This window comes from Litorimonas taeanensis (genome assembly GCF_003634015.1).
Classification (GTDB): domain Bacteria; phylum Pseudomonadota; class Alphaproteobacteria; order Caulobacterales; family Maricaulaceae; genus Litorimonas; species Litorimonas taeanensis.
In genome coordinates, this window is sequence record NZ_RBII01000001.1 from 1,550,964 (window position 1) to 1,568,863 (window position 17,900).

At 48.2% G+C, this 17,900-nt stretch carries 12 protein-coding genes; 9 read left to right on the plus strand and 3 right to left on the minus strand.

Going from position 1 to position 17,900, the window contains the following annotated elements:
* Positions 1-11 precede the first annotated feature (11 nt).
* Entirely contained in the window at positions 12-2,267 is a 2,256-nt protein-coding gene (locus tag DES40_RS07080) for a TonB-dependent receptor (RefSeq protein ID WP_121099995.1), read from the plus strand.
* Positions 2,268-2,270: 3 nt separating this feature from the next.
* On the opposite strand, the gene DES40_RS07085 is transcribed toward DES40_RS07080, so the two are convergent.
* Positions 2,271-3,938: a winged helix-turn-helix domain-containing protein gene (locus DES40_RS07085; RefSeq protein ID WP_121099997.1), complete on the minus strand. Its 1,668-nt coding sequence runs from the start codon at positions 3,936-3,938 to the stop codon at positions 2,271-2,273.
* Between the two features lie 391 nt (positions 3,939-4,329).
* Between DES40_RS07085 and DES40_RS07095 the strand changes: the two genes are divergently transcribed.
* Positions 4,330-7,887, plus strand: a complete 3,558-nt coding sequence (locus DES40_RS07095) for a beta strand repeat-containing protein (RefSeq protein ID WP_121100001.1) — start codon at positions 4,330-4,332, stop codon at positions 7,885-7,887.
* 313 nt (positions 7,888-8,200) lie between these two features.
* On the opposite strand, the gene DES40_RS07100 is transcribed toward DES40_RS07095, so the two are convergent.
* The gene (locus DES40_RS07100) at positions 8,201-8,911 is read right to left on the minus strand and encodes a GIY-YIG nuclease family protein (RefSeq protein ID WP_121100003.1); all 711 of its coding nucleotides are present in this window, start codon (positions 8,909-8,911) and stop codon (positions 8,201-8,203) included.
* Between the two features lie 792 nt (positions 8,912-9,703).
* Between DES40_RS07100 and DES40_RS07105 the strand changes: the two genes are divergently transcribed.
* A complete protein-coding gene (locus DES40_RS07105; protein WP_121100005.1) occupies positions 9,704-10,189 on the plus strand; it encodes a hypothetical protein in 486 nt (161 codons plus the stop codon).
* 417 nt (positions 10,190-10,606) lie between these two features.
* Positions 10,607-11,785, plus strand: a complete 1,179-nt coding sequence (locus tag DES40_RS07110; protein WP_121100007.1) for a BaiN/RdsA family NAD(P)/FAD-dependent oxidoreductase — start codon at positions 10,607-10,609, stop codon at positions 11,783-11,785.
* Here DES40_RS07110 and DES40_RS07115 read toward each other — a convergent pair.
* The gene (locus DES40_RS07115; RefSeq protein ID WP_121100009.1) at positions 11,782-12,555 is read right to left on the minus strand and encodes a sulfite exporter TauE/SafE family protein; all 774 of its coding nucleotides are present in this window, start codon (positions 12,553-12,555) and stop codon (positions 11,782-11,784) included. The genes DES40_RS07110 and DES40_RS07115 overlap by 4 nt on opposite strands.
* 106 nt (positions 12,556-12,661) lie before the next feature.
* On the opposite strand from DES40_RS07115, the gene DES40_RS07120 reads away from it, so the two are divergent.
* Genes DES40_RS07120 through DES40_RS07140 form a run of 5 tightly spaced genes read left to right on the plus strand, consistent with a single transcriptional unit; the run spans position 12,662 to position 17,884 of the window.
* Entirely contained in the window at positions 12,662-13,471 is an 810-nt protein-coding gene (locus DES40_RS07120; protein ID WP_121100514.1) for a 5-oxoprolinase subunit PxpA, read from the plus strand.
* A gap of 1 nt (position 13,472) precedes the next feature.
* On the plus strand, positions 13,473-14,156 hold the full coding sequence (gene pxpB / locus DES40_RS07125; protein ID WP_121100011.1) for a 5-oxoprolinase subunit PxpB: 684 nt from the start codon (positions 13,473-13,475) through the stop codon (positions 14,154-14,156).
* Entirely contained in the window at positions 14,156-15,103 is a 948-nt protein-coding gene (locus DES40_RS07130; RefSeq protein ID WP_121100013.1) for a 5-oxoprolinase subunit C family protein, read from the plus strand. Before pxpB ends, DES40_RS07130 begins: the two co-directional genes overlap by 1 nt.
* Before the next feature lie 14 nt (positions 15,104-15,117).
* Positions 15,118-16,863: an aminodeoxychorismate synthase component I gene (locus DES40_RS07135; RefSeq protein WP_121100015.1), complete on the plus strand. Its 1,746-nt coding sequence runs from the start codon at positions 15,118-15,120 to the stop codon at positions 16,861-16,863.
* Between the two features lie 52 nt (positions 16,864-16,915).
* Positions 16,916-17,884, plus strand: a complete 969-nt coding sequence (locus tag DES40_RS07140; protein ID WP_121100017.1) for a zinc transporter ZntB — start codon at positions 16,916-16,918, stop codon at positions 17,882-17,884.
* The last annotated feature ends 16 nt before the right edge of the window (positions 17,885-17,900 follow it).

A 17,900-nucleotide genomic window follows, 5' to 3' on the forward strand; every position in this document is an offset into this window, starting at 1 on the left:
GGGGCACTTTAATGAATCGCATAAAAAACTTAGCCATATTTTGTTCAACGCTGTGCCCAATGGCCTCTACGCTAGCCTATGCGCAGACAGGGGAATTACGGACAGGGGATAGTTTGGATGAAATTATTACCACGGCGCAACGCCGCGTCGAAAATCAACAATCAGTGCCAATTGCGTTAACGGTCTTGGATGACAATTTTATTCTCGACAATGAAATTCAAACCTTAGAAGATTTAAATGGGAGTATTCCTAATTTCTACGCCACTCGCTCGGTGTCTTATGGCGCCGCACCGCTGAGCATTCGCGGTATAGGCGGCGCGAATGGCGGCGGTAATTTTTACAATGATGAACCCGTCGGGGTTTATATTGACGGCGTTTATGTGGCGCGCTTAAGTGTCTCCACATCTGACTTAGCGGACATTGAATCGATACAAGTCCTGCGCGGACCGCAAGGTACTTTATATGGCCGAAACAGTACAGCCGGCGCGATTTTAATCACCACCAAAGAAAGCCAAATACAACATGAAGGCTCGCTTCGCCTAAGCGCGACGGACTTAGGTGACTTTAGCGTCCAAGGCGCAATGACGGGGGCCTTGTCAGATCACATCACGGGCCGCCTCGCCTTAGCTTATAGCGATAGAGAGGGGTTTGGCACGAACACCGTGGATGATACAACGCCCGGCGGCTCACAAAGTTTTACAGCGCGCGGGCGAGTATCCTTTGAGCCCCAAGATAATTTGCAAGTGCATATAATTGCAGAACATCAAAATCGAGAGTCTAATCCAGTCTTGATTGCCGTCACTGATGTTGGATTAACGGGGACGGCGTCGCCTTTTATCCAACGTTCTGACCTTAATGAAATTTTGCAATCCAATCGATTTGCTACCAATGATGATAATTACAGTCATTCGACCACGAATAGCCTGACCGTAAATGGAAGCTATGATTTGGGCGCGCTAAATATAACCACAATTTCTGGCTATCGGGATTGGTCATTAAACGGCAAACAAGATTCAGACAGCACCGCATTACAGCTTTTCACAAATAGCGGCGACATCAAATCGGAACAATTTTCCCAAGAAATAAGAGTAGCCTCAAATCTTGACGCCCCGCTGAAATGGACTATCGGTGCATATTATTTACATGAAACCACAGCCGTAAATTTTGACATTCAAAACTTTCAAGGCTTATTCGGTTTAGGCACAGACGCTGCCTTTAGCGGTCAGCAAGATACTGACGCCTATGCTGTCTTTGCAGATGCAACCTACGCCTTTGATGACCGTCTCTCTCTGACAATGGGAGGGCGATATAGCTATGAACACAAAGATTTCACTAATGATCTAATTATTTCCACACTAACGGATGGCACGCTCCCCCTAACATTTATGGGCGGCGCAACGCTTCCTGCCGGTTCTATTTTTAGTAATCCCCCGCAATTTCAAGATAACGAAAGCTTTAGTGATTTTTCGCCCCGAATAGTCTTAGATTTTCAGCTTAATCCCAATACGCTCTTTTACAGCAGCTATAGCCAAGGCTTTAAAAGCGGTGGATTTAATTCCTTTGGCTTAGCTTCGGCCTTTGAGTCCGAAAATATAGAATCGTATGAGGCAGGGTTTAAAACCGAATTTGCAGAGAACAGGCTACGCCTAAATGCGTCGGCTTTTGCGTATGATTATTCTAACTTACAAATCAGGCTGCCCGTGCCCACAGGTGGAGTCGATATTCAAAATATTGGCACCGCGAAAATTCACGGATTGGAACTTGAAACCCATGCTAAATTGATGCGAGGGCTCATGCTTTCAGCCAATATATCTTGGCTAGATACAGAAATTAAAAATGGTCTTATCTCTGCTGTCTCGTCATCTGTTGGGCCCTTCCCGATCGGCGCCCCCTTACCAATCACGACTGAAGATACAGCGGGTAATCCTTTAACGCGTTCGCCCAATTTTTCTGGATATTTCAATATCCGTTATGAAAAACCTATGGGCCACTTGAAAGCGGGTATGAGCGCAACTCTAAAACATCAATCCGGCGTCCATTTCCTTGAAACCAATCAAAACAGTCCAACCTTTAGCAATGAAGCTTGGGAGGAGATTGATATTCGCGCCTCACTCGCCGCCCGCAATGACAATTGGGAACTGGCCCTATTCGGTAAAAACATTTTCAACAATCGACATATTACAGCCGTCACGGCCTTGGGTGGTTTCCCAAATGCCAGCGTAAATGAACCTGTAAAATGGGGCGTCGAGGCTTTGATAAAATACTAGTCTTTACAGGGACACAAGCTGATCCAACACAATCCCGCACTCGCGCTTATTGGGTGAGTTTTCAGACCATTTTTTTATTTCACTTACAAATTCCGTAGCGATATCCGCACTGCCATATTTTTTTGCCCGCGTAACACATGTCTGCGCGAGCGCAATCTTACCAGCCCCGACATAAGCCCAAGCGAGTGATAAATGAGGCTGATAGTAATTTGGCGTTCGTATAATGGCATCCTGACAGGCAGGAATGGCCGCTTTATAGTCAAGCATAAATAAATGTGCAGTTCCGCGATAAGTGGCCCATAATCCAAACCTTGGGTGATGGGGCGCTTGGGCTTCTGCCTTTTCTATCAAGGCTATTCCGTCACTATCTGCATGCCGTAAACAGCGTTGCCAGCCCAACACTGCACGCGCATGAGCAGCATTCGGATTAATGTCCACGGCTCTCTCAAGATAGGCAATCGCAGCGTCAGGATTGTGAAACATCGTACTTACAATCCCCATGGCAATGATAACGTCAGAGTCATTGGGCGCCGTCGACAGCGCTTCGGCAATAAGGCGGTTGGCACGTTTCTTTGTTGCCGCCTCATCCTCTGTCCATTTACTCACAACATTTTGGCTCAATTGCACGGCGAGCTCTGCTTTTACAATGGGGTTATCAGGCTCAATCAACAACGCCTCTTCAAGGTGTTGTTTAATTTGTTGCGCTGTTTGCGGGCCGTAATTGGCGCGTAAGTTTTTCGCGAGCTGCACTCTCTCATAAGTCTCGATTTCAAAAGGTCTCAGGCTTTCCTTTGGCGGAAGGTTTGTAGATCGGACTTTAGTTGAAATAGCTGTAGAGATGCTCTGCACGATGTCGCCTTCAACATCATAAAAATGATCGACCGCAGCTTCGAAAGTTTCTGTCCATTCAAGGCGCGCATTTACAGCATCTATCAGCTCGACATTTATACGTATGCGCCGATTATGTGTCGTTAGAAATGCCGAAACGAGGTATTTAACTTTCAAAGCATTCGCAATATCAGTCGGGTCTTCTTGGCTCCGCGTTACAAAGGATACGGAACTGCTCGGCGAAACGTGTAACCAATGAGAGCGAGACAGCAGAGCCGTAAGACCTCTTGTCATCCCATCTCTAAGGAGCTCTGTGTCTGTGCTTTGCCCCTGTACGGGAAGAACAGCCACAGAGTAGAGTGACCGGCGCAATGAAGCCCGGCCAGGCTCAGACGCTGGCCCTGTTCTCCCCTCTGTTAACCCGCTTATCAGAGGCCTTGTCAATTGGGGCGGTTGATCGGTGGGCCAGAAACGCTGCCCATCCCTGATTAGACTATCACCGCGTTGAATTTCGGCCTCTAATCGATAACCGATTTTAGGAACTGTTTTTATAAGGCTCTTGATATTATGGATGCTCGAAAAAGCTTTGCGAAGTAAGTAAACTAAACGCGTCAGGCTCTCATCGCCGCCATCAGCATTTGGCCAAATTCGGCGAATAAGTTCATCACGATGCCAAGTCGAATGGGGACGCTCTGCCATCACTTGCAACAAAATCATGACTTTGGGTTCAGTGGTTGAAACGCCTGCCCCGCTCCGAATCGTCAGAGCCGCAGGTTCAACCCAGCAATTTTGAATGCTGAAGCGATCAAAGGACAGCGTTGATGAAAAACCGCTTTCGGTCATCGACAATTAGAATCTTCCTTTTTAACCACAGATTTTTCTATAGCTGTTGCAAAAAATATTCAATATTTCTTTCCTCCATCATATTTCCATCAGGACTTCACCCCAAATTTCGCGCAACCCGTTTTCGAAGATCAAAAAGGGAATTCAAACAGGGGCAATATGTCAGCAGGCTTTCATAAAGCCCCTGGTCCCCCAAAATAGAGACAAGGTATCCGATCTGCGTCACGCAGCGGCTCTGCTTGGATTCCAATTGATCTTCAATCGTTGCTGACCACACAGCTTTGCTGCGTGAACAGATGGGGCGCGAGGCGCAGGCGGCGGAACCTTTTGGGGTTGTCCGTCGCCAGCGCCAGCTCATGCACCCTCGTTTTAATTATTCTGGGAGAGCGCTGTGATCACTGCAAGACACACATCAAAATTACCATCATTATTGAGCATTAGCGCGCTGGCGCTCACGCTTAGCCTTGCCGCGACGGCCTTTAACGGAGGACAGGCTCTTGCTCAGGATAACTCCTGCATACTGGACACAGGAACTCTTCCAGGCGCTGCCGATGGCTTTGACTCGGACGGCGGCGCGGATGCTACAGGCAGAGTAGAAAATTTCGCCTGCGGGCCAAATGCTGACGCGACCGGAACTGGGGCCTTCGGGGCCAATACGGCCGTAGGAGATAACGCAAATGCCAGCGGCAATGACAGTTTCAATACCGCAGTGGGCAGCTTTTCCAACGCATCAGGCGAGGGTTCGGTAAACAGTGCTTTCGGCCGAGGTGCCCGGGCCTTTGGGGACAACAGTTTTAATATCGCGGCAGGAAGAGATTCCATCGCCTCTGGCAATAATAGCAGCAATACCGCCTACGGTACTTATGCCGTTGCTGCCGGCGATCTCAGTTTCAACCTTGCCACCGGAGCGGGGGCTCAGGCCTCAGGCGACAATGGTAGAAATACTGCCATAGGATCTGATGCGCGCACTGAGGGTGACAATAGCCGCAACACGGCTATCGGCGCGCACTCTGGGGCGTTTGGCGCAAATAGCAGGAATACCGCAACAGGCGCGAATGCGGATGCAACCGGCGAGATGAGTTTCAACGTTGCCAGCGGCCATTTTTCTATAGCCAGAGGTGACAACAGCCGAAATATCTCCAGCGGCTATTTATCTAGGGCCGACGGTGATATCTCAAGAAACATAGCAATTGGTGATGGCGCAGACGCTAGCGGTGATGAAAGCGCCAATTTGGCCAATGGGTGGTCGAGTAACGCGAGCGGCGCGGTAGGTTTCAATATCGCAACGGGCGTCGCCGCTGATGCTAGCGGTAATGAGAGCGAGAATATTGCCTTAGGACGATTTGCAGATGCGAGCGGTGACAATAGCGGCAATATGGCGAATGGGTCATTTTCCAATGCGAGCGGCGCCACAAGCATCAACCTTGCGACAGGCAATAGTAGCGATGCCAGGGGTGATTTGAGTCGCAATATCGCCTCAGGCCATGTAGCCAATGCCAGCGGTGATTTAAGCCGCAATATCGCCTCAGGCGATGCGGCCAATGCCAGCGGTGATGATAGTGAGAATATCGCCATAGGGCTAGCGTCCAATGCCAGCGGCGACGACAGCGGCAATATGGCGAATGGGCGATTTTCTAATGCAAGCGGCGCCATGAGTAACAATATTGCGACAGGCAATGGAGCCAATGCCAGCGGTGATTTAGGTCGAAATATCGCCTTAGGCGAAGCGTCCAATGCCAGCGGCGAGGAAAGCTATAATATAGCAAATGGGGCGTTTTCTAATGCGAGTGGCGCCATGAGCCAAAATATTGCGACAGGCCTTAGGGCCGATGCCAGCGGCGCCATGAGTATCAATATTGCGACAGGCAATAGAGCCAATGCCAGCGGCGCGGAAAGTAACAATATAGCCAATGGATCGTTTTCCAATGCGAGTGGCGCCATGAGCCAAAATATTGCGACAGGCCTTAGGGCCGATGCCAGCGGTGATTTAGGCCGTAATATCGCCTCAGGCGATGCCTCTAATGCTAGCGGCGAGGAAAGTTACAATATAGCAAATGGGGCGTTTTCCAATGCGAGCGGCGCCATGAGTAACAATATTGCGACAGGCAATGGAGCCGATGCCAGCGGTGATTTAGGTCGCAATATCGCCTCAGGCGATTCCTCCAATGCCAGCGGCGAGGAAAGTTACAATATAGCAAATGGGGCGTTTTCCAATGCGAGCGGCGCCATGAGTAACAATATTGCGACAGGCACTGGAGCCAATGCCAGCGGCGAGGAAAGTAACAATATAGCCAATGGATCGTTTTCCAATGCGAGTGGCAATAATAGCTTCAACACGGCGAGCGGGATCTATTCGATTGCTACGGGTGACAACAGCGATAACTATGCAGTTGGGCGTAATGCAATAGCCTTTGGAAATAATAGTACCAACAACGCCATCGGCCGATTTTCTGATGCTAGTGGCTCCAACAGTGCCAATATATCCTATGGTGCCGGGGCGGTATCCCAAGGCGATAACAGTTTCAATACCGCCATTGGTGATGGTTCAAATGCGTCTGGTGACTCTAGTAACAATATTGCCAACGGAAGACGCAACAATGCCTCAGGTAATGAAAGCCGCAATATTGCTTTCGGTTTAGGGGCCGTCTCAGCCGGTAACTTTAGTGATAATTACGCAACCGGTCTTGCCGCCAATGCGAGTGGGACTAATAGCCAAAACATGGCCAACGGACGCGCATCAAATGCTAGCGGTGACGGCAGCGCCAATATCGCCTTTGGGGCGGACTTAAATTATGACGGCACAGGTGCAGATGCCCGCGGCCCCGGCACGATGCAAATCGCCATTGGCGCTGACAGTGCTGCAACAGGCGAGAATGCCTTGGCGATTGGCGGGCAGGCGCAAGCCACCTTTGCTAATTCCATTGCCCTCGGCATGGGCTCCATCACCTATCGCGCAAATACTGTTTCTGTCGGCGCGGTCGGTGCTGAACGGCAAATTACGAATGTCGCCGCAGGTACACAGGGCACAGACGCGGTAAATGTGAACCAATTAAATGGTGTTCAGTCGACTGTGAACACGAATAGTACGGCCATCGGCGCCAATAGCGCAGCGATTGGAAATAATGGTACGGCCATAGCAGGCAACACAGCCGCCATTGGCACAAACAGTACAGCCATAGCCGGAAACACGGCTGCCATCGGCACGAACACGACAGCCATAGCGGGCAATACCGCCGCCATCGGCACTAACACGACAGCCATAGCGGGCAATACCGCCGCGATTGGCGCGAACAGCACAGCCATAGCCGGCAATACTACGGCGATTAATAGCGTCAGAGCCGACCTCACCACGACGCAAAGTGATGTCGCCGCCAACACGGCCTCTATAGGAACGAATACGGCCGCCATATCTACAAACAGCACCCGTATTCAAGGGAATGCCAATAATATAGCGGCCATAGAAACCGATATTAGCGGCGTAACAACGCGCGTGACGGCGGCGGAAACTGGTGTGGCTGACAATCGCACGGCTATTGCTTCAAACTCTCAATCAATTGCAGGCAACTCGGCGCGCATTACAACCAATGCCGCAGACATCATGGCAAATTCTGGATTAATTGCGTCCAATAGTTTGGGTATATCAGCGAATAAATCAGCGATAGATTTAAATACAGCAGCCATTTCAAATAACGCCGAGGGCCTAAGCAAAGTCAGGCACGGATCTGCGGCTTTGGCCTCTATTCCTGATCTTTATTTAGGGTCTGATGAAACATGGAGCATTGCGGGTGGATTGGCGCTTTATGATGATGGATTTGGCGGCTCAGAAACGGGTTTTGGGGGCGGCATACAAATGCGTAGTCGCACCTCTGATAAATGGTCTGTTGGCATCTCTAGCGCCATTTCGGGCGACGCCGCAATCGTTCGCGTCCAAGGCCGCATAGGCGGCTAAACCCGCCACACGGTGCCACAACCTGATTAAAATACAGGGGATTAAAACACAGGGGATTAAAACAGAGGGTCGGTGTTAAGTTTCAACTGAGAAATGAAACGGTGTGATTAAGAAACTAGGACGTAAGTATTGAGAAGCGAGGGAGTTAAAAATCACCTTAGGGGTGTTAGCTCGTGTAATTTGATTTCAAGATAGAACGTATAATTCCTGCCAATTAACATCCGAATCATAACAATCTCTATATTCGGCACTACCAAACATTTTGCCAGAAACAAACCAAACCAGCATACCATGGAAAAAACAATCCTTTACTCTATCGCAAATTCCATTTTGGTTTTAACGTATCAATAATACTATCCTCTAGAGCTGCAGAAAAATTCAGATAAAACGCTCCAACCTTCATAGGGCGAACGTCATTAAAACCATACATATCAATCTCTCTGCCATCGAACAGTGCAGCTTTCAAATTTGCATTTATACGAATATTTGTCGCCTGAGATACGCCCGGTTTGGAATAAAAGTAGAGGCGTTTTTTCAAATTTTGCTTCGTCTTACCAACATATAAAACTTGGCCACACTCTACAAATGCATAAAGAGCCGGAGAGGCGTCATGCATATCATTTTGAATTAACTCTGGCTCTCCATTATTATCTTGCCAATAGCCAATTGAAACGAAGCCAATTTCTTTAAGTAGGTCAATATTTCTCTCCCTATTCTCACCAAAGTAGGTTTTCGTTGAAGCAGGTTTAATCTGAGAAAGTTCTCTTGGACGAGCAACTTCCTTAGGACGCTTCTGAATAACACTACGCCCCATTTTATTTGCAAACATAACATATTTTAACCCACCACATGAACCACAATAATCTTTCCTTCTATCAAATCTTGTCGTTTGAATTAATTTTCGGGAGATAATATTTGACTCTTGGCGAGAAGACAATTTCGCTTTAACCGCGATACAGTCATCACAGATTGGAAATGAGTTTGGTTTTAAGTGTAGAGATTTAACTCTATCAATTGCACTCATTTATTCCCTCCAGTCTTACAAAACTGTTCACGAAATTTCATAAACTAAACACCGTTTTCACCTTCCTATACACGTAATTGGAGTAAATTAAATAATTCTCTCCTAAATTTTTGGAACCAATATATCATATCTATATTGGTGATATTATCGAGAGCCATTTGAAAAGCGATGTGTACTTCATTTAAGATTTAGTTTTCTAGCCTTCCGCTACTATCTCTCTTCAAGGACTCACCATGTTCGTTCAACAGGTTAAATTCATTCCACGCTTACACGCCCCTAGCCCGTAATCATTCCAATCGCTTATCATCAATTCACCCTATTCCATCCACGCTCTTTACCCCTCTGATACACTCCCCTTGTTCGGCTCATACGGACAGGCAGGCGATCGTGGTTTGTTGGTGAGTTGACAGCGGGATTGAGCATCTGGCCTGACGGGGCTGGACTGTGCCGGATCTTCTGAGATGGGGCCTGACTGACGTGGCCTAGGTTTGTTGATGGCTCATGCAATCAACGGACTCGCAGGTCATGACTGCAGGGTAGTAATCAGGCCGTCTTGGTACAAACCGCTGCCGCGTGGTGGAAACTGCGTAAAACAAAACTCATCTGGTCTCCATCGTAGAGACCACCACGCGGACACGTCCACTTTATTGTGGCGGATTGCCGCCCGCCAACCCAATCCGCATTCTTTATTGCGGCGGATTGAGACTGGCGTTCACTTTGGCTCGACCCTTGATGGCGAGCAGAATGAAAAACTCGCCTAAATATAGAACATGATAAAACAGGGATATTTATATGCCGCGCTCTGAAAAGACCCTCAGCCAACGCTCTCTTAGCCATCTTAGATTCAAAATCGAGCAAGCCAAATTATCTAAGCTAGAGGCCGACCTCCCCTCGGTTGAGCCTGAATATATCCGTTACGTGGATTTACCGCCTCTCCACCCCGAAGATAAAATAGACCTTTGCAATCGGTTCACCCATTTGGCGCGCAGGACAGAGGGCGAGAGCGTGGCCGCCGAAATTGAAGACGCCGTCAATCATTGGCATGCTATGAATAATGGGATGCGCGGTCAGCCTATCGGCGCGGCGCAGGACAAACGCGAAACCGTACCCTTTTGGGAGGGGTTGACGGAAAATGGTTATTCCCTCTTTGAAGGCGGCGTTTTGTGTGAAGATTTTATCGCGGCCATTTTTAAAGGCAAAGAGGCGCAAAGCGAAGCCGTACAAGCCTATCACGAGGCGAATATTGTCGACGTCGTTTTTAAGGGCAAGCAGCCATGATGACGGCGTTTCACTCTCTCGTGCATCCCTCCTATTTTCCGCTCATCCCGTTGAAAAACGGGATCCAGTGTTTGTTGTGAGGTCATGAGTTAGGTGAGTTAGGCGCAATTGGCAGGGGAAGGCAGTTGATGGAGTGGTGCTTAAATATCGAGAGACCGCGATATAGCGTTGCACTCTTACTAACGCGCTTTGCGCGCCGCGTTCGAGCGGTAGCATCCTCACTAGCTCGCTTCGCGAGGCCGCGTTCGGCCATAAACTTGGATATATATAACTTGGGGAGGCAGTTGATAGAAATGTGCGGCGTGTCGAGGGCTCGCGATATTGCGGCGCATCCTCACTAGCTCGCTTCGCGAGGCCGCGTTCGGATGGTGAGTAATCCTACTCGACCTTATCCGATTTGCCCTATAAAGCCTCGCCATGTCTTATGATCTTATCATTATTGGCGCAGGGGCGGCGGGCCTTATGTGCGCGGGGCGCGCCGTGCAAGGCGGGCTGTCTGTACTGGTGCTTGACCATGCCAAACGTCCCGGAGAAAAAATCCGTATTAGCGGCGGCGGGCGGTGCAATTTCACCAATATTCACTGCACGCATAAAAACTTCATTTCGCAAAATCCGCATTTTGCGCGTTCTGCTCTTGCCCGTTATACGCCGCAAGACTTCATTGATTTGGTCGAACGCTATGGCATTGCATGGCATGAAAAAACTAAAGGACAGCTGTTTTGCGATGAGAGCGCGCAGCAAATAATTGATATGCTTCTCGAAGAAGCTAAAGGCATGGAACTGCGTTTGGAATGCAATGTTTTGGGGGTCGATAAATTTGACGCAGGTTTTGTCGTGACCACATCGCGCGAAGCGATAGAGGCCAAAGCCGTGGTTGTCGCCTGCGGCGGGCCGAGCATCCCCAAAATGGGCGCTTCGCGGTTTGGCTATGAACTCGCTTTGCGCTTTGAACTCCCCCTTGTGGAGCCCGCCCCTGCCCTCGTGCCGCTGACCTTTACGGGGGAGCTGAAAGAGCCCATCGCCGCCCTGTCTGGGGTCAGCACGAATAGCGTCGTCAGCCATCCCGGCCATGATTTTGAAGAGGCGCTTCTCTTCACTCATCGCGGTTTATCAGGGCCTGCCATTTTACAAATTTCGTCTTATTGGAATCCCGGCGATTCCATCACGATTAACCTTGCCCCCGATATTGATATATTAACGGCGTTAAAAAAGGCGCGAACAGAAACGCCCAAGCAAACGCCCGAAATTTGGCTCTCGCAATATTTGCCGAAACGTCTGGCGGCCTATTTGGCGTCACATATTAAACAGCTTCGTCTGGCCGATATGAATGATGCTGCGCTCAACAACCTCGCGCTTATGGTCAATCATTGGCACGTCACCCCCGCCGGTAGTGAGGGATACCGCAAAGCCGAAGTCACGAAAGGCGGCGTCGATACGAACAGTCTGTCCTCTAAAACTATGGAAGTGAAATCTGTGAAAGGGCTCTATTTTATTGGCGAAGTCGTTGACGTAACCGGGCATTTAGGGGGGCATAATTTCCAATGGGCTTGGGCAAGCGGCGCGGCCTGCGCCGAAGCGATTATCGCTGCGCGTTAAAACAGCCCGTCAAAAATCAGCTTTAACCCCGTTATGAAAATCAGAGCATAAATGATACGATAGAAAACAGTTTGGTTCACTCGCTTCACGGCCCAAATGCCAATCCAAACGCCAATTGGCGCCAAAGGAATAAGCATCGCCGAGGTTTTAAGGTTGGTCGCATCAAACTGCCCCAGCGCAGCATAAGGAATAAGTTTCACAAGGTTCACAACTGTAAAAAACATCACCGCCGTCGCCGCATATACCCGTTTTTCCAAATTCTTCGGCATAACATAGGCTTGGAAAGGCGGCCCGCCGGCATGGGCAATAAAGCTGGTAAAGCCTGCGGCTATACCAGCCATTATTCCCATAGGGCTGAACCACGGCCCAGATGTGGCATAAACCACAGGGGCGGATTCTGGGGTGAGTTTTAAAAAGGGTTTCACCGCCGCATAAATAGGAAAGGAAACAGCAATCACGCCAACCAGTATCCGTACAATATCATCATTAACCCCGCCGGCAAAAACGCCGCCCAGCGCTACGCCCAAAATAGCGGCAGGTAAAATTCTGATTATCGTCAATTTATCCCACAGCTTACGATAGGACCAAAGGCTGACCCAATCCATGACAATAAGAATAGGCAGCATAATCCCTGCGGCTTGAACAGGTGATATCGTCAACGCCATGATGGGAACCGCGAACAGACCTAAACCGCCTAACCCGCCTTTGGACACACCTGTGATGAGAACAGCAAATATTGCAGCTATCCAAAATATAGGATCTTCAATCATATCGCCTCATGCCTTTATCATCCTTAAATGCCAAGGAGGTTTAATAGAAGAGGGTTTTATAGAAAAGGGATAGGCGGGACTCATTTTGCACGCTATGGAGCCTTCAATGAAAGTCATTGATTTAAATGCAGATGTTGGCGAAGCAGATAACGCGGATTGGGCGCAATCCGAAGCCGATATTCTCCGTTTTGTAAGCTCTGCCAATATCGCTTGCGGGGGTCATGCGGGCGATAAAGAGACAATGCGCCTAACCCTTCAAAACGCCAAGCAAAACAATGTGAGCGTTGGGGCGCACCCTGCCTATCCTGATCGCAAAAATTTTGGGCGTAAATCTTTGACGCTTGGGAAAGACATAAGCCAAGCCGATTTAAAACAATCCCTTACAAATCAGATTACAACTCTGATGGAGGTCGCCGCAGAGGAAGGCGTAACGATAGCCTATGTTAAGCCTCATGGCGCGCTTTATAATGATGCCGTAAAAGACGCCATAAAGGCCGAGTTAATCGCCTCTGTTATTCACGCGTTAAATCCGTCTCTCATATTCATGGGCGGACCAAATTCTGAAATGGCACAAGCGGCGAAGGCCTATGGATTAGAATTTATAGCCGAAGGTTTCATAGACAGACGCTATACAGATGATGGGCATTTACTGAACCGACGCCGCCAAGGCGCTGTCTTGGCCACAGATGAAAGCCGAATTGACCAAGCTGTCTCACTCGCAGTTGAAGGGAGCGTGAAAACCCAAAGCGGCAAAACCTTACATATTCACCCCCAATCCCTTTGCTTACATGGGGATAGCGCGGGGGCTGTCGAAACAGCCCGAAAAACGAAGGCCGCCTTAGAACAAGCCAATATCAGTATTCAGTCTTTTGCATTGCCTCAATTCTCTAAAAATTTGAAACAAGGTTCGCCCTAATATGCCCCTTAAACCCCAAAAAACAAAGTTGGATCCACGGGTAGAGCCTTATGGCGATAATGCTGTATTGGTGGCCTATGATGTTTTGGGCTATTCAGAAAAAGCGTCCAATGCAATCCATCAACTGTCCGATACATTGCGAGATATGAATCTTTGGACAAATGTTGTCCCTGCTTATGACAGCCTTATGGTGACGTTTAATCCGATGATGATTGAACTTTCTTCGGCTCTTAACACCGTAAAAACATCCCTTAACAACTTAAGCAAAGCCAAAAAAGATAAACCAATAAAGCCGATTGATATTCCCGTTTTTTATGGCGGCGAAGACGGTCCAGATATGGAAAATATTTGTAAATCCTCAAAGCTCACAGAAACGCAAATTATCAAGCGGCACAGCAGCCGTCTTTATCGTGTTTGCCTTATGGGCTTCATTCCCGGTTTTGCGTTTTTATCTGAAACAGACAAAAAGCTTCACCATCCCCGCCATGCGACCCCGCGATTAAAAGTGGCGCCAGGCTCAATTGGCATCGCGAATTGGCAAACAGGAATATATGGTTTGGAAAGCCCCGGCGGCTGGCAAATTATTGGGCGCACGCCTCTTTCTATATTTGATTCAAAACGCCAAGAGCCTTTTGCTCTTAAGGCTGGTGATCAAGTCAGATTTATACCACAAGGCAAAGTCTAATGCGTGACCCTATTTTAACGATACTCAATGGCGGGTCGCAGACTACATTACAAGATGCAGGACGGCCCGGATATCGCCATTTAGGTATACCCAAGAGCGGCGCCGCAGATAGATTATCCTTCGCGCTCTCAAATTTTCTTGTTGGCAATTCATGGGACGCCCCTGCACTGGAGTGCACATTAGGCGGTCTTCATATACGTTTCGAAAAAGCAACGCGCATTGCCTTGTCAGGGGCTGAAATGTGGGCCCAAATAAATGGTCAAAATGTCGAGACCAACAGAGCTCTGCCTGTCAACAAAGGCGACATTCTGACACTCAGCTTCGCTCGTATTGGTTGCCGTACCTATATCGCAATAGAAGGCGGATTAATCGGCGAACCTTTCATGGGGTCTGTATCAACTTATACGCCTGCGTCATTGGGCGGGATCGAAGGACGCGCTGTAAGAAGTGGTGATAAGTTTCATTGCGCTGAGATGGAGAACATAGGTTCTCAATCCCTACCTACAGGCTACGCCCCCATATTGTCTCGGCATATCGTTCTCAGAGCACGCTCGGTTTCAGAATGGTCTTGGCTAACCCCAGAGGCAAAACGCTATATGTACACCTCGCCTTTTATAACAACACCCGACACGGACAGAATGGGGGCGCGATTGATAGGAGACCATATTGGCTTAATCAATAAAACACCGCTGACCAGCAGCCCTATTTTACCGGGGACGCTACAAATTCCGCCAGATGGGAAACCCATTTTGGCGATGATTGATGGACATTGCACAGGGGGATATGCCCGTGCCTTACAAGTCATCACGGCCGATCAATGGTTACTCGGGCAGATAGCGCCGGGCTCTCCCATAAGCTTTCGCCGATGCGTTGTTGAAGAAGCCTCTGATATTTTACGCGGAAGAAATGCTTTTTACGCTGGAATTATGCCAGGGTTTTGGTTTTAGGCCCATCTCGAATTATGCGGCCTTATGTTTTATTAGATGACCAAAAAACGGGAGAAACTCGTTATTTCACTCAGCCTATAGATATTATTACGGCTTATAATTACGGTGATTTAAGCGCAGCTTTTGAAAAAATAGAAAACTATCAGAGGTCAGGGTATTATCTTGCGGGGTTCTTATCATATGAACTCGGCTATGCGCTAGAGCCTTCGCTTAGGCCTCTTTTAACGACACAAGATAAGCCGCTTATTCAACTCGGCGTTTTTAAAACCCCTCCCAAAGCTCCGCCCGCTAATAGTCTTTACCGCGCAAAGCCTGTTTCTGTGCATTTGGAACCTCAATGGAGTCTAAGCGACTATCTCAACCGTTATAAGAAAGTACAAAATTACATTGAAGCCGGGGATGTTTATCAAATCAATTTGACCTTCCCTCTCTTGGGGCAGACACGTAACAGCGCTAAGACCTTATATGCAAGTTTCAGGCGCTCTCAACCCGGACGATATGGTGGTATTGTACGCCTAGGCGGCGATGATATTATTTCATTCTCGCCCGAATTATTCTTTGAGAAACATGGCTCTAATATGCGTATGCGACCGATGAAGGGCACACGGCCGCGATTGTCTAACATTCTCGCAGATAAAGCGCTACGCGCTGAAATGCAAAACGAACCCAAGTCAAAAGCCGAAAATTTGATGATCGTTGATCTCTTAAGGAATGATCTCTCACGTTTGTGCGCCCCAGGCTCCGTAAAGGTGCCTGAACTCTTTGCCGTCGAGACCTACCCCACCGTCCATCAAATGATATCTGAGGTGACCGGGACTTTGAAAGAAAACTTATCTTGGCTAGAGATATTTAAAGGTTTATTCCCTTGTGGTTCTATTACAGGCGCCCCCAAAATACGCGCCATAGAAATTATCCACGAATTAGAAACGCATAATCGGTCAGCCTATTGCGGCGCTATTGGTTATATCGCCCCCAATGGCAATGCCTGTTTCAATGTGGCTATACGCACGCTTCAATTAAATGAAGGGCAGCTACGGTATGATGTGGGAAGCGGCGTTGTTCTCGACAGTGACGGCGAAGATGAATATCAGGAATGTTTATTAAAAGCAGAGATATTTAAACCGAAATCGCGCGCTGTTTTCGAAACCTTTCGATGGGAGCCTGAAAACGGGTATATTCGCAAGGATCAGCATATAAACCGGTTATTAAAAGCCGCCAGTCAATTTAAGATACCTCTGACTGAAACCCAAATTCAGTCATGTCTCTTGGATAAAATTCCACGCGGAAGCACGACTCAACGTATTCGTTTATCTCTCGCGCGCTCGGGCAAATTAGAGATGTCATCAAGCCCCTTAAAGCCGCTTGGTAAAGTGCCGCTTCGTATATGTCTTTCGCAATATTGCTTGGAACCTTCTCGGCAAATTACTGAGCACAAAGTCGAAATGCGGGATTTTTATGATGGTGAACGGTCTCGGCTTCAAGCCTTAGAGAAGATTGATGAAGTGATTTTCATGAGCCATGATCATATAATTATGGAGGGCAGCTTCACCACTGTCTACATCGAAGAAAATGGCCAATTATTGACGCCCAAATTAAAAGGCATTCTCCCCGGAATATTACGACAAGACCTAGTAAATTCAGAGAAAGTCACTGAAACAGAAATCTCGCTTGAACGCTTTTTAAAAGCCGATAAGATTTTTATTGGAAACTCTCTACGCGGTTTACTACCGGCCATATTAATTTCGAAAAAGCGGTTATAGTCAGCTTGACCCATAGCTTGGCCCGCCTAAAGTGTACCGATGAAAGGGTGCCATGACTTGTCTCCAACATGCTTTTTTGATTGATAATAACGGACAGGCGACAGAACTTCCGACCACGCCTATCCCGCTTGCCCCCAAGCCCGGAGAAGGGTTTTTATGGCTCCATTTTGACAGAAAACACCCTGACACGCGTACCGTTTTCATTGAAGATAAAATGGTTGATAATGTCGCCACGAATACACTTTTGGCAGCCGATAGTCGCCCCCGCACCATTGTTCGTAACGAAGATGTCTTAATCAACCTTCGCGGCGTGAACCTTAATGCTGGGGCTGAGCCTGAAGACATGATTCCGATACGCTTTTTTATCCAAAGCAATCGCGTCATATCTGTATGCGGTCGAAAATTGAAGGCGACACAAGACAGGGTCGAAAGATTAAAAACACAATCTGTTTCTTCCACACCGGGTGGTTTTATTGCTGGATACGCTCTTGCCCTCGCGGATAGAATGGCCCCCACAATTACGGACTTAAATGAACAAGTCGACACACTCGAAGAGGCCATTGACGAAAATAGAAGCGAGCTTGCGAGATCCAAAGTTACAGAAATACGCCGAGAGGCTATCATGCTTCGCCGCTACCTTGCCCCGCAAAGAGAAGCTTTAAACACTTTGGCTATGCAGTCTTTGCCATGGATCTCCAATGACGACCAATTAAGGTTACGCGACAGTGCCGACCAAGCCACTCGTATTACTGAAGAACTTGATGCTGTGCGGGAACGCTGCGCCATCGTCAAAGACCAACTAAGTGACATGCGCGCTGAAGAAATGAACAGAAATATGATGTTACTTTCTGTCGTGGCAGCTATCTTCCTCCCTCTTGGACTTATTTCTGGAATGATGGGAATAAATGTCGGCGGCATGCCATGGGTAGAGAACGCCATGGGATTTTGGTATGTCACGGCCATTGTCGTTATTATTGGCTTGGTTCAACTGTTAATTTTCCGCCTCGTAAAATGGTTATAGCCTCACTTTGAAAGAA